Source organism: Vibrio hepatarius (assembly GCF_043642085.1).
In the GTDB taxonomy this organism is placed as follows: domain Bacteria; phylum Pseudomonadota; class Gammaproteobacteria; order Enterobacterales; family Vibrionaceae; genus Vibrio; species Vibrio hepatarius_C.
In genome coordinates this window covers 70,915-84,974 of record NZ_JBHZSA010000010.1, presented here as the reverse complement: position 1 = coordinate 84,974, position 14,060 = coordinate 70,915, and the positions used below count along the sequence as shown (strand labels likewise).

Annotated in this window: 9 protein-coding genes; 7 read left to right on the top strand and 2 right to left on the bottom strand. The window is 45.7% G+C overall.

Annotated features, from left to right (window positions below; all coding sequences use genetic code 11):
* Window positions 1-4 precede the first annotated feature (4 nt).
* Together ACHUFZ_RS17130 and ACHUFZ_RS17125 are read left to right on the top strand one after the other, a co-directional pair.
* On the top strand, window positions 5-418 hold the full coding sequence (locus tag ACHUFZ_RS17130; RefSeq protein WP_394128087.1) for a hypothetical protein: 414 nt from the start codon (window positions 5-7) through the stop codon (window positions 416-418).
* Complete coding sequence (locus ACHUFZ_RS17125) at window positions 411-1,649, top strand: diguanylate cyclase domain-containing protein (protein ID WP_394128086.1); 1,239 nt, start codon at window positions 411-413, stop codon at window positions 1,647-1,649. Before ACHUFZ_RS17130 ends, ACHUFZ_RS17125 begins: the two co-directional genes overlap by 8 nt.
* A 3-nt stretch (window positions 1,650-1,652) precedes the next feature.
* Here the strand turns inward: ACHUFZ_RS17125 and barA are convergent, their stop codons facing one another.
* A complete protein-coding gene (barA, locus tag ACHUFZ_RS17120) occupies window positions 1,653-4,442 on the bottom strand; it encodes a two-component sensor histidine kinase BarA (protein ID WP_394128085.1) in 2,790 nt (929 codons plus the stop codon).
* 161 nt (window positions 4,443-4,603) lie between these two features.
* Between barA and rlmD the strand changes: the two genes are divergently transcribed.
* The 5 genes from rlmD (at window position 4,604) to eno (ending at window position 12,396) form a co-directional block, all read left to right on the top strand.
* Window positions 4,604-5,923 carry a 23S rRNA (uracil(1939)-C(5))-methyltransferase RlmD gene (gene rlmD / locus ACHUFZ_RS17115; protein ID WP_394128084.1) on the top strand — a complete coding sequence of 440 codons (1,320 nt, stop codon included), beginning with the start codon at window positions 4,604-4,606 and terminating at the stop codon, window positions 5,921-5,923.
* A 73-nt stretch (window positions 5,924-5,996) separates the two neighbouring features.
* Window positions 5,997-8,216, top strand: coding sequence for a GTP diphosphokinase (relA, locus tag ACHUFZ_RS17110; RefSeq protein WP_053440206.1), 2,220 nt, complete (start codon window positions 5,997-5,999; stop codon window positions 8,214-8,216).
* A gap of 204 nt (window positions 8,217-8,420) precedes the next feature.
* Window positions 8,421-9,233 carry a nucleoside triphosphate pyrophosphohydrolase gene (gene mazG / locus ACHUFZ_RS17105; RefSeq protein WP_053440205.1) on the top strand — a complete coding sequence of 271 codons (813 nt, stop codon included), beginning with the start codon at window positions 8,421-8,423 and terminating at the stop codon, window positions 9,231-9,233.
* Window positions 9,234-9,379: 146 nt separating this feature from the next.
* Window positions 9,380-11,020 (top strand): CTP synthase, encoded by a 1,641-nt coding sequence (locus tag ACHUFZ_RS17100; RefSeq protein ID WP_394128083.1) that lies wholly within the window; start codon window positions 9,380-9,382, stop codon window positions 11,018-11,020.
* Window positions 11,021-11,097: 77 nt separating this feature from the next.
* On the top strand, window positions 11,098-12,396 hold the full coding sequence (gene eno, locus ACHUFZ_RS17095) for a phosphopyruvate hydratase (RefSeq protein WP_004415590.1): 1,299 nt from the start codon (window positions 11,098-11,100) through the stop codon (window positions 12,394-12,396).
* A gap of 414 nt (window positions 12,397-12,810) precedes the next feature.
* On the opposite strand, the gene ACHUFZ_RS17090 is transcribed toward eno, so the two are convergent.
* A complete protein-coding gene (locus ACHUFZ_RS17090) occupies window positions 12,811-14,022 on the bottom strand; it encodes a multifunctional CCA addition/repair protein (protein WP_394128082.1) in 1,212 nt (403 codons plus the stop codon).
* Window positions 14,023-14,060 lie beyond the last annotated feature (38 nt).

The window sequence follows — 14,060 nt, the reverse complement described above, 5'->3', positions numbered from 1 at the left end:
CGATATGAAAAAGTATTTAAGCCTTCTATTACTTTTGTTTACGCCATACTCGGCTGCTGGGTTGTTTGTGGTTGTCAGTGAACAAAGTCAAATCAATGTATTTGAAGTTAGTGATATCGCAGATGTTTATTTGGGACGTAGCAAAGTCTTAGATAGCCTATATATAAACCAAGTGATAGATCGTAAGGGTGAGTTGAGACGACGCTTTTTCATGAGCGTAACCCAGATGAGAGAGAGCCAAGTTAATGCTTATTGGGCCAAACTTAAATTCTCTGGCAGCATGCGAGCTCCTGAGCAAGTAGAGGCTGACTCAAGTGTGTTTGAGAAGCTGTTAGCGAATCCTCAGGCGATTGGTTATACCTCTGAGCGCCCTGCTGTTAATTCAGGAATTAAGGTGGTTTTAGAAATCAATGACTAAGCCGAGATTAAGATCATTATCGACTAGGATGCTAAAAATCGTATCCATTTTAGCGCTGTGTTATTTGAGCATAGTGTTGATCGTGATGATCCCTGTGGGTCTTAATAAAGAAGGGCAAAGACATAAGGATCTTGAACACAAACTGGTGCTTTCCCTCTCCAGCTCGGCCGCTATCGCACTCTATGTCAACAATGCTGAAATTGCTGAAGAAGTCATTAGCGCATTGTTACTTCATCAAGAAATCGATGCGGTACTTATCAAAGGCAGTGATGGCGTATCATTCTCTTCTAACCTCACACTCGTTGATGAAGAAAATCTGTGGGAAACCGCCAATCAATACTCCCTTCATTCTCCAACCAATGGTGATCCCATCGGCACCTTGTACATTCACAATAATGAACAAGCGCTGCAACAATCTGCATTGGCGCAGGTTCTTAATCAGGTGCTGTTTGTTGTCATCCAATTCTTGGTAACCGTTATTGCATTGATTATTGTGTTTGAGCGAATTGTCGGTCGTCCATTAACAGTATTGTCTCGTTCACTGTACTCAATTACACCTGGTAAGGTTGAAACCATTACCATTGATAAAGAGAATCGTGAGAATGAATTGGGCGTGGTAGTGCATAGTGTCAATTCATTTATTGAGAGTTCACGACAAGCGATCATCCGAGAGCGAGAGCTAAGAGCTCAGATTGAGCATTGGGAGCAGTATTATCGTAATCTCGCTCAGCAGGATGTTTTGACCGGATTAAAGAACCGTTTGGGCTGTGAAAAGTACATTCAAACAGCAATCGGCTCAAGTAAATATATTGCATTATTGTTGGTGGATTTAGATGGTTTTAAGCAGGTCAACGACACCCACGGCCATGCCGCGGGAGATACGATTTTGATGCAAATCGCCCATCGATTTTCTGACTTGCTGTCAAATAGCAGCGTGCCGGGTGTCGTTGGGCGAATAGGTGGCGATGAGTTTGTCATCTACTTAGTGCTAGAGCATCAAGATAAGACACTGCTAGCAGACATCGCCGCTCAAGCGATTCAATTAGCGAATCAGCCATCCATGTATAACCAAGAGTTGGTCTCTGTAGGGTGCAGTATTGGTATCGCTATTGAAGACTCATCACAGCTAGATATTGAAAAACTAGTGCACAGAGCGGATCAGGCGATGTATGCGGTTAAGCAATCTCGTAAAAACAGCTTTCGTTTTTACCAACCTGATTCGATCCAGTAAACACTATTTTTCTAAGTAGGGCCTTGCACTCGCCACCACTTTTTCCATCTCATCTTGCAGCTCGAACAGTTCGGGTTCGATATCTTCGATACTCGCTCCAGAGCGCAACTCTTTTTCTATTGTTGCACAGACATTTTTCAGGCGTGGGACGCCGCAGTAAGAGCTACTGCCATGCAGTTTATGTACATGATGAATCAACTGCTGGGTATCAAAATGATCATCTTCAAGTGCGCCTTCGACAATGGCACTGACCTCTGGAATATAATCGACCAGCATTTGCAACATATCTTGAGCGAGGTCTTCCTTATTGGCCGATTGTTTCAGTGCCGCTTGCCAATCAATGATCATATTGCTGTGGCTTTCTTGAGCCGCAGTTTCCTCATGATGCTCAATCACGGCTGAGCTTACAGATAGATCCAGCTTCTCTAAATCTTGCTCTGTCGTATGCGGGTTCCAGTGCATCAAGACTTGTTGCAGCACATGTTCTTCAATTGGCTTGGTGAGGTAATCATCCATCCCAGCAGACAATAGGCGGTCACGTTCGCCACTCATCGCATGGGCGGTCACCGCAATGACAGGGGTATTGCTGTTTAGCTCGGTTTGCTTAATCTGACTACAAGCGGTGACCCCATCCATATGCGGCATCTGGATATCCATCAAGATGATATCGAAATGCTGAACTTCAGCTTGTTTGACCGCATCAAGGCCATTGGTACAGGTGACAACGCTATCTACCCTTTCGTGCAGCAGGGCGCTAATCAGTTTTAAGTTCGCTGGGTTATCGTCCACGGCCATTACCGTCAACGGTAGAGTCTCGTTGTTCTGCGAAGGGCTCTCTAGCAGCGGTACACTCTCTTGGTTTGCAGCAAGGGTCTGCAGGAGTTTTCTACGCGACAGTGGCTTAGTAATACAGTGAATATGGTATTTCTGAATTAAGTGATCCGAGAGCGCTAACGCCGTACTTGGCGTGCCGACGACCACATGCGAAGCACATCTCATCGCATGTTCAACCCAGACTTGAACTGTCTCAACGTCGTTCTCTCTATTTGGTGATAGGTTGAGAAGAACATAGTCGTAACTTTCAGATTCATCAGGTAGCGATGAACGATAGGTAACGATCAAACCTTCTTGTACCAAGGTTTGCTGAATCACCGAAGCTGCTTGCATGTTTGGCTCAACCAGAAGTAGAGAGCGTTGCTGCAATACTTGCGTTTCGATTAAGTCGCTTACTGGCATATCGGTTGAAGACAAGCGTAGAGTAAACCAGAAGGTTGATCCTTGGTGGAGGCGACTGGTTAGACTGATCTCACCGCCCATTTGGCTAACGAGTTTCTGGGTGATAACCAGACCAAGGCCAGTACCGCCATAACGACGTGAGATACTCGCATCCGCCTGACTGAAGGCTTGGAAAAGCTGAGATTGCTGGCGTTCTGAGATACCAATACCCGTATCTCTCACCATGAACTGCAGCTCGACCGAATCTTCTTTTTGTGAGCGCAGCTCGACACTGATATCGATATTGCCGCGTTCGGTAAATTTAATCGAGTTACCGACCAAGTTGGTTAGAACTTGCTGAATACGCAGTGGGTCACCCACTAATCCAGCAGGGACCTTAGGATCTATCTTAAGAGTTAGCTCAAGTCCTTTCTCATGGGCGCTGGTGGCTTGTAGGCTGACTACTTCTTCGAGCGACGCTTGGAAATCAAACGGGATATTTTCTAGCGCTAGCTTACCAGCCTCTAGTTTCGAGAAGTCGAGAATGTCATTGATGATATTGAGTAAGTTATTGGCCGAGTTTTCGATGGTTTGCAGATAATCAGTTTGACTATTGGTCAGGGTGGTTTTAAGCATCTGGCGGGTAAAGCCAATCACACCATTAAGTGGGGTACGTAACTCATGAGACATGTTCGCTAAGAATTCAGATTTAACACGCGCTGCTTCTTGAGCGCGTTTTTTAGCAATGTCTAACTCAACGTTTTGGATCTCTAGCTGTTCAAGCGTTTCACGCAAATCTGAAGTGGCTTGGTCGATACTGTGTTGCATCTCAACGTGGTACTCCGACAAAGAGACCGCCATTGAGTTGATACCATTTTTCAGCGAGTCGAGCTCACCATGCATCTTACCTTCGATTCGCACATCCAAATGACCGCGACGAATTCGGTCAACCATGTTCTTCATGTGAGAAATCGGCCGCGTCACATCATGCATTAAGCGATGGGCAAATACGGCTGACAGCCCCAGGCCGATAAGGAGCACAAGGAAAGCGGAAAATATCTCTTGGTATTGCTGCAGTCGCAACGACGAGAGATCAAGCTCGACCGCCACATAACCTAAGGCTGGATTGTTGCTTTGGCCTTTGATGGTGGCTACCAGTCCTGACTCGGCGATGACAGGTGCGCGCAGGATCAGTGTATTTTCTTGCAGCACAGAGCTTACCAACAGCGGAATAGGCTCATCTCTAGGAAAAGTTAACAGCTCAAAGTTCGGGTGGAAGTTCGAGGTGACGAACAACTCGTGGTTATAGTCGAAGACGGCAATACTTCGAACAAACTTGGAGTTTTTACGATGTGCGTAACTGATGATACGGCGAACCGATTCTCGGCTATTATTTTTAAGGCCTTCTTCGCTGGCGATGGCCAACGGCTCAATGATACTGAGTCCTGAGTTGATTACCTGCTTTTCAAGATCGTGATAGCGATTGAAAGAGAAAAAAGCACTCAGGAGCAGTCCGATAATTAGTGTTGGCGCTAAGGTAAGTGTAATAACGCGGGCACGTAAGCCATATCTTGTCATTATTGTCTAAACATCGTGGTGTGGATATGGGAAAATAACTTCCAAACTAAAAGAAGCCGTCGAAATACTAAGCATAATCAACTCAGTCGGCTCAGACAATGATTCAGGTACAAAAGGTGGAACCTGAACAGTAATTAGAGCAATTAAAATAGGCACATAGCATGGCGCGTTTTTTCCAACCAAAGAAGAAAACTCAACTCAATACTAAGCATCAATCTTTGACGATTGAGAAGTTGGATCACCATGGTGCAGGTATCGCTTACCAAAACAAGAAGCCGATCTTCATTGAAGGCGCGCTGCCAGGTGAGCAAGTATTGGCTCAATTAACGGAAAGCAAAAGCAAATTTGGCCGAGCGAATCTAATCAAAATTCAACAGCCAAGTAAGCAACGTATTGAGCCATTTTGTCCACATTACCAAGAGTGTGGTGGCTGTAATATGCAGCATTTGGCGATTGAACCTCAACAAGAATACAAACAGCAAACGCTGGGTCAGCTAATGAGTAAATTTGCTGGCCAACGTATCGAGTTAGAAGCGCCAGTTGTTGGTGATGCTAAAGGCTATCGTCGCCGCGCGCGAGTCAGTTTGAAGCTGAATAAGAAAACTCGTCAGTTAGAGTTTGGCTTTCGTAAAAAACAGAGCAAAGACATTGTTACAGTGACGCATTGCCCAGTACTGGATAGCGACTTGGATGCATTGCTTGCGCCACTGCATCAATTATTGAGCGGTTTTTCTAACCAAGACAGCCTAGGTCATGTGGAGTTGGTGAAAGGCGACAGCACCAATGTGATTGTTCTACGCCACTTGAAAGCGTTAAAAGAGAGTGATCAGCAGGGCCTAGAGGCCTTAGCTAAAGAGCATGGTGCAACGCTCTACTTAATGCCGGAAAGTGACCAACTTAACCGCGTGGTGGGGGAGTCTGCCAATTATACCGAAGCTGGCGTAACGATTCCGTTTGAACCAAATAACTTTATTCAGGTCAATCAGAAGGTAAACCAATCAATGGTCGCGCAAGCGCTGGATTGGTTAGAGCTTGATGAGCAGGATTGTGTGCTTGACCTGTTTTGTGGCCTAGGTAACTTCAGTTTGCCGATGGCGCAGAAAGTGAAGCAGGTAATTGGCGTCGAGGGTGTCGATGCGATGGTCGATAAAGCTAAAGACAATGCCAAAGTGAATGGTATTAGTAACGCTGCTTTCCATCAGGCCAACCTAGAGCAAGATTTCTCTGGTCAGCTTTGGGCACAGGAAAAATTTGATAAAATTCTCCTCGACCCAGCACGAGCTGGAGCAAGTGGCATCATCGAACACATTTCTCATTTGGGGGCATCCAGAGTTGTGTATGTGTCATGTAATCCTGCTACCCTAGCAAGGGATTCACAAAGCTTGCTCAATCAAGGCTACAAGTTACAAAAATTAGGTATGCTCGATATGTTTCCGCATACCAGTCATTTAGAATCGATGGCGCTATTTGTAAAGGATTAAACGAACTTGCTTCGGACATGGAAAACCGAGTGCGGAGCAGGTCGAATATAAAAAGAATAACAGGACGAAAATAATGGTTGCGGTAAGAAGCGCACATTTAAATCAAGACGAACAGTTTGAGCTAGATAAGTGGATTGCTAGTCTAGAACAAGAACCTAAAGTGGCTAAACGTCTCAAAGAAGTCTACTTACGTGGCGAGGCTATTTTAGAAGGCAACGATCAAGGACCACTGCTGCTATGGCGTGGTCGTGAAATGATCGAAATCCTCATCACGCTTTCAATGGACAAAGCGACGCTGGTGGCGGCGCTGTTGTTCCCATTGGTGACAAGCGGTGCTTACGACAGAGAACAGTTTGAAGAAGACTTTGGCAAAGAGACCATCAAGCTGATTGATGGCGTTGAAGAGATGGCTGCTCTTGGCCAATTGAACGTCACTATGGAAGGCGGTGCAGCGTCTGCTCAAGTGGATAATGTCCGTCGTATGCTACTGGCGATGGTAGACGATTTCCGCTGCGTGGTAATCAAACTAGCGGAACGTATTGCTAACCTAGTTGAAGTGAAAAAAGCGCCAGAAGAAGTGCGTGAAGCGGCAGCAAAAGAGTGTGCCAATATTTACGCGCCGCTAGCGAACCGCCTCGGCATTGGTCAGTTAAAATGGGAAATGGAAGATTACGCTTTCCGCTACCAACAGCCAGATACCTACAAGCAAATTGCGAAGCAGCTTTCTGAGCGCCGCATTGTGCGTGAGCAGTACATTCAAGATTTTGTTGATGACTTAACTTCAGAAATGAAGGCTTCCTCTATCAATGCTGAAGTGAGTGGTCGTCCAAAGCACATCTACAGCATCTGGCGAAAAATGCAGAAAAAAGGCCTAGCCTTTGATGAGCTATTTGATGTGCGTGCGGTGCGTATCATCGCTGACAAATTGCAAGATTGTTACGCCGCACTAGGTACTGTACATACTAAATACAAGCACCTACCAAGTGAGTTTGATGACTATGTGGCTAATCCAAAACCTAATGGCTACCAGTCAATCCACACTGTCATTTTAGGCCCTGAAGGCAAAACCATCGAGATCCAAATTCGTACTAAAGATATGCACGAAGACTCGGAACTTGGTGTCGCGGCGCACTGGAAATACAAAGAAGGTGGCGGCGGCCGCAGTGGCTATGATGAGAAAATCACTTGGCTACGTAAGCTGCTTGATTGGCAAGAAGAGATGTCCGATTCAGGCGAAATGCTTGATGAACTACGCAGTCAGGTGTTTGATGACCGCGTTTACGCCTTTACCCCGCGTGGCGATGTAGTCGACCTACCAATGGGCGCGACGCCACTCGATTTTGCCTACCATATCCACTCTATGGTTGGTCACCGTTGTATCGGCGCCAAAGTTGCAGGCCGTATCGTACCGTTTACTCATAAGTTGGCAATGGGTGATCAGGTCGAGATTATCACTGCCAAAGAGCCAAACCCATCACGTGATTGGCTGAACCCATCGACTGGCTTTGTAACGTCAAGCCGTGCTCGAGCCAAGATTAACGCGTGGTTCCGTGCTCAAAGTCGCGAGAAAAACCTAGAAGCTGGTCGCGAAATTCTAGAACAAGAGCTAACCAAGATTGGTGCGACGTTAAAAGATGCCGAGCAATATGGCCTTAAGCGCTTCAATATGAATACCCCTGACGAACTCTATGTAGGGGTCGGCAGCGGTGATTTGCGTATCAACCAGATCATTAACCACATCAATGCTTTGGTAAACAAGCCAACGGCGGAAGAAGAAGACCAACAAGCGTTAGAGAAGCTGAAAGAAGCGGTCAACAAAGCGCCAGCTCAAAGCCGACCGAAGAAAGACGCGGTAGTGGTTGAAGGTGTCGATAATCTAATGACCCATCTAGCGCGTTGTTGTCAGCCAATCCCGGGTGATGAAATCGCCGGTTATATTACTCAAGGCCGCGGTATATCAGTTCATCGCGCTGACTGTGAACAGCTTGAAGAGCTAAGACATCACGCTGCAGAGCGTATCATTGATACGGTGTGGGGCAGCGGCTTTGTAGGTTCATACATTTTGACGGTGCGCGTAGAAGCAATGGAACGTAGTGGCTTGCTAAAAGACATCACTACCTTGTTTGCCAATGAAAAAATCAAAGTCACCAGCATGAAGAGTCGTGTTGATTACCGTACACAAATGTCGATCATGGATTTTGATTTGGAAGTGACTAACGTTGAGATCTTAACGCGAGTGTCTAAGCGTGTAGAACAAATCAAGGATGTAATGAGCGTTAAACGCCTTGGCTAAAATTCTCGTCATACTTGAAGCTGATAGCGTTGTTGCCTGCGCTCACTCGCTCCATCACATAGGCAAGCTATGCTCAGGAGTCTCGCTCGCTTGCCGCCTAGCTACAGCTTCAATTATTTAGAGAATTGATCAACATATAACAAAGGTGAGTGGTTTTGGCCGCTCACCTTTTTCTTTAGATAAAGATTTAAAGGAACAGAGACAATGAGTCACCCAATCGAACAGTTAGAACAGATCATGGCGAAGCTACGTGACCCAGAAAGTGGTTGCCCGTGGGATATCAAGCAGAGCTTTGACACTATCGTGCCGTATACCATCGAAGAAACCTATGAGGTGGTCGATGCGATTCAAAACCGCGACTGGTCGAATCTTAAAGAGGAGCTGGGCGATCTACTATTCCAAGTGATCTTTTATAGCCAGATGGCGAAAGAGCAAGGACTGTTTGAGTTTTCCGAAGTGGTTGAGACCGTCAATGAAAAATTAACTCGCCGTCATCCGCATGTGTTTTCTGATACCAAGTTTGAGAATGACGAGCAAATAAATGCCAATTGGGAAGCGGAAAAAGCTAAAGAGAAGGCCAAAGTAGGCAAACAAGAACAAAGTATTCTAGACTCAGTACCAGCTTCGTTACCGGCGCTTTCACGTGCTACAAAAATACAGAAAAAATGTGCCAAGTTTGGCTTTGATTGGGATTCGTTAGGGCCAGTGGTTGGCAAGGTTCAAGAAGAAATCGAAGAAGTGATGGAAGAGGCACTGCAAGTCTCAGTCGATGAGAATAAAGTCGAATTGGAACTTGGCGATTTACTCTTTGCTACCGTAAATTTAGCGAGACATTTGGGTAAAGATCCAGAAGTGGCACTGGCCAAAGCCAACTTAAAGTTTTCCAGACGTTTTAAGGGGGTTGAAGCAATAGTGGCAGAGCAAGGCAAACAACTGACTGATTTTAATCTAGAACAGTTAGATAGCTTCTGGGATCAAGTAAAAGCGAAAGAAGCGTTAGAGAAGAGAGTCGAATAACTCGCTACTCGAATTTGATTTGAAGCAAAAAATAAAAAATTGCAGTGTGATAGATTTCACGTTGTAGCGGAAAAGGGCTTCTGGTATATTTATATCCCGTCCAGAAGAAATCCATTTTCCCTCATTCAACCAATTTCAGGTTAAACATGACGACAAATTACATTTTTGTTACTGGCGGGGTTGTATCCTCTCTAGGTAAAGGTATTGCAGCAGCATCTCTTGCGGCTATTCTAGAAGCTCGTGGTCTTAAAGTGACTATGATGAAGCTTGACCCTTACATTAACGTTGACCCAGGCACTATGAGCCCAACTCAACACGGTGAGGTGTTCGTCACGGAAGATGGCGCTGAAACTGACCTTGACCTTGGTCACTATGAGCGTTTCATTCGCACCAAAATGTCTAAGCGTAACAACTTCACTGCAGGTCGTGTTTACTCAGACGTTCTAGCTAAAGAGCGCCGTGGTGATTACCTAGGTGCAACAATTCAGGTTATCCCTCACATCACTAACGCAATCAAAGATCGTGTAATTTCTGGCGCTGAAGGCCATGATGTTGCGATCGTTGAAGTTGGTGGTACGGTTGGTGATATCGAATCTCTACCATTTATGGAAGCGATTCGTCAGCTTGCTGTAGAACTAGGCCGTGAACGCGCAATGTTCATGCACCTTACTCTAGTTCCTTACCTAGCAGCAGCAGGCGAAGTGAAAACTAAGCCGACTCAGCACTCAGTTAAAGAGCTGCTATCTATCGGTATCCAACCAGACATCCTAGTTTGTCGTAGCGATCGCATGATCCCTGCGAATGAGCGTAAGAAGATTGCTCTGTTCTGTAACGTTCAAGAGAAAGCTGTAATCTCAATGAAGGATGTAGATTCAATCTACAAGATCCCTCAACTAATTAAAGCTCAAGGTCTAGACGACCTAGTATGTTCACGCTTTGGCATTACAGCTCCTGAAGCTAACCTGACTGAGTGGGAACAAGTAATCTACGAAGAAGCGAACCCAACTGGTGAAGTAACTATCGGTATGGTTGGTAAGTACATTGAACTACCAGACGCTTACAAATCAGTCAACGAAGCACTGAAGCACGCAGGTCTTAAGAACCGTCTAAGCGTGAAAATCAAATACGTAGATTCACAAGACGTTGAGTCAAAAGGTGATGAAGCACTGGCTGACCTTGACGCAATCCTTGTTCCTGGTGGTTTTGGCGACCGTGGTGTAGAAGGTAAGATCCTTGCTGCAAAATACGCTCGTGAAAACAAAGTACCTTACTTAGGTATCTGTCTAGGTATGCAAGTGGCACTGATCGAATACGCGCGTAACGTAGCGGGTATGGAAGGTGCACACTCAACAGAATTTAACAAAGAGACGAAGTACCCAGTTGTTGGTCTAATCACTGAGTGGGTTGATGGTGAAGGTAAAGTTGAAGAACGTACCGAAACCTCTGATCTAGGTGGTACTATGCGTCTTGGTTCACAGCTGTGTCACCTAGAAAAAGGCACTAAAGCTCGTGAACTATACGGTAGCGCGACGATCCACGAACGTCACCGTCACCGTTACGAAGTGAACAACGTTCTTCGTCCTCAGATCGAAAAAGCAGGCCTAAAAGTATCAGGTCTATCTGCAGACAAGAAACTGGTAGAAGTGATTGAGAACCCGGCTCACCCATGGTTTGTAGCGGCTCAATTCCACCCAGAGTTCACTTCAACACCTCGCGATGGTCACCCACTATTTGCAGGCTTCGTGAAAGCGGCTGGTGAATACCAACGCGGCGAATTAGAGAAGTAAAGGATACGGGCAGTAGCGTTAGTCGTGCTGCTGCCCTTAATTTTGACATTATATATTCAACGAGAAGGAAACATTCAATGTCTAAGATCGTTAAAGTTCTAGGTCGTGAAATCATCGATTCACGTGGTAACCCAACTGTAGAAGCTGAAGTACACCTAGAAGGCGGTTTCGTAGGTATGGCTGCTGCTCCATCTGGCGCATCAACTGGTTCACGTGAAGCTCTTGAGCTACGTGATGGCGACAAAGCTCGTTTCCTAGGTAAAGGTGTTCTTAAAGCTGTTGAAGCTGTAAACGGCGAAATCGCTGAAGCTCTAGTTGGTAAAGACGCTAAAGACCAAGCTGCAATCGACGCAGTAATGATCGACCTAGACGCTACTGAAAACAAGTCTAAGTTCGGCGCTAACGCAATCCTAGCTGTATCTCTAGCAAACGCTAAAGCTGCTGCAGCGGCTAAAGGCATGCCTCTATACGAGCACATTGCTGAACTAAACGGTACTGCTGGTCAGTTCTCTATGCCTCTACCAATGATGAACATCATCAACGGTGGTGAGCACGCAGACAACAACGTTGACATCCAAGAGTTCATGATCCAACCAGTTGGTGCTAAGACTCTTAAAGAAGGTCTACGTATCGGTGCTGAAGTATTCCACAACCTAGCTAAAGTTCTTAAGTCTAAAGGCTACAGCACTGCAGTTGGTGATGAAGGTGGTTTCGCTCCTAACCTTAAGTCTAACGCTGAAGCTCTAGAAGTTATCGCAGAAGCTGTTGCTGCTGCTGGTTACGAACTAGGTAAAGACGTTACTCTAGCTATGGACTGTGCTGCATCTGAGTTCTTCGACAAAGAAGCTGGCATCTACAACATGAAGGGCGAAGGTAAAACTTTCACTTCTGAAGAGTTCAACCACTACCTAGCTGAGCTAGCTAACCAATTCCCAATCGTTTCTATCGAAGACGGTCTAGACGAGTCTGATTGGGCTGGCTTCAAGCACCAAACTGAACTACTAGGTGACAAGCTTCAACTAGTAGGTGACGACCTATTCGTTACTAACACTAAGATCCTTGCTGAAGGTATCGAGAAAGGCGTAGCTAACTCTATCCTTATCAAGTTCAACCAAATCGGTTCTCTAACTGAGACTCTAGCTGCAATCAAGATGGCTAAAGACGCAGGTTACACAGCAGTAATCTCTCACCGTTCTGGCGAAACTGAAGATGCAACTATCGCTGACCTAGCGGTAGGTACAGCTGCAGGTCAAATCAAGACTGGTTCTATGAGCCGTTCTGACCGTGTTGCTAAGTACAACCAACTAATCCGTATCGAAGAAGCTCTAGGTGCTAAAGCTCCTTTCAACGGTCTTAAAGAAGTTAAAGGTCAATAATTCCTAGCGAATTATTAGCTTAAAGCTTTAATGAATGCCTCACTTTTTAGTGGGGCATTTTTCGTTTAAGGCTCTAAGAGCAATGAGCCGTTCTGACCGTGTTGCTGCTATACCTAAAAGAAAGCAACCAACTTATCCGTATCGAAGAAGCTCTAGGTTCTAAAGCTCCTTTCAACGGTCTTAAAGAAGTTAAAGGTCAATAATTCCTAACGAATTATTAGCTTAAGCTTTAAAAAAAACGCCTCCGATTTCGGAGGCGTTTTTGTATCTGTCATTCTGTAGAGTAAAGCAATAGTTACTTAGTCATTCCATAGAGCGACGTAGGAGAGAGTAGGGAATCTCCTCAATCATTCGATCCGCTTCAAGAGATCCCCAACTCGTTCGTTCCTCACTCTTGAGGATGACAGCCGTCGATTAAGCCTCTCGAATAGCCTCAACTCTGCGCTTTTCCATCTCAACGCGAATATCCGCACCTTTAAAGCCATCTTGGATAATGTCTTGCACATTCACCGCTAAAGCGGCTTGATAAGCGTCAGTGAAGATTTTGCTTTGTGGGTAATCAATCTCTTCATGACCCATTCGACCGCGGCTGTCGGCCATACAGCAAAGCAGAATGTCTTGTAAGCGTTCCGGCTTGCGCCATACATCGAACTTATTGAGTACTTTGAGTTTTGTATCTGGGCGAAGCTCAGCCGCTCTATGGATATTGGAGTGCTGTTCACACACCATTAAAGCTAAATCGCGAAACTCGTTGGGAATGCGCACACGTTCACACAGCGCTTTGATCAGCTTAACCCCAGTATGGCAGTGCATCTTATGGCTTGGCCATTCGGATTCTGGCGTAATGCCTTTACCTAAATCATGCACTTGAGCGGCAAAGCGTACCGGGAGCGAATCACTCAACTGAGCAGCTTGCTCAGCTACCAACAGGGTATGAATTCCAGTATCGATCTCAGGGTGCCACTTTTCAGGTTGAGGTACACCAAACAGAGCATCAAGTTCAGGCAATACGACTTTTAATGCACCACAGTCTCGTAGCACTTTTAAAAACACTTGTGGACTTTGGGTCGAGAGAGACTTATGCCATTCCTGCCAAACGCGCTCGGGAGTGAGGTGAATTAACTCGCCAGAGTCCGCTATCTCACGCATTAAGTTCAACGTTTCAGGTGCAACGGTAAAACCTAAATGATCGAGCTTAGCGGCAAAGCGAGCCACACGCAGTACGCGCAGAGGATCTTCAGTAAACGCGTCAGAGACGTGACGTAATATTCGATCGTGCAGATCTTGTTGACCATTAAAGGGATCGATGATGTTGCCTTGCGGATCTTGAGCCATGGCATTGATTGTCAGATCGCGGCGTAGCAGGTCTTCCTCTAGGGTGACGTCAGCGGCAAAGTAACATTCAAAGCCTGTATAACCTTGGCCGACTTTTCGCTCTGTTCGAGCAAGGGCATGCTCTTCTTTTGTCTTTGGATGAAGGAATACAGGAAAATCTTTTCCTACCGCTGTGTAGTCTTTTTCTAAAAGTTCTTCAGGTGTGGAACCGACCACTACCCAGTCTCTGTCGTAGACGTTAATATTTAGCAGTTGATCGCGGACTGCGCCACCGACAAGGTATCTTTGCACCGAGTGATCCCTTTTCTTGATAATGCCATTGGCTAATA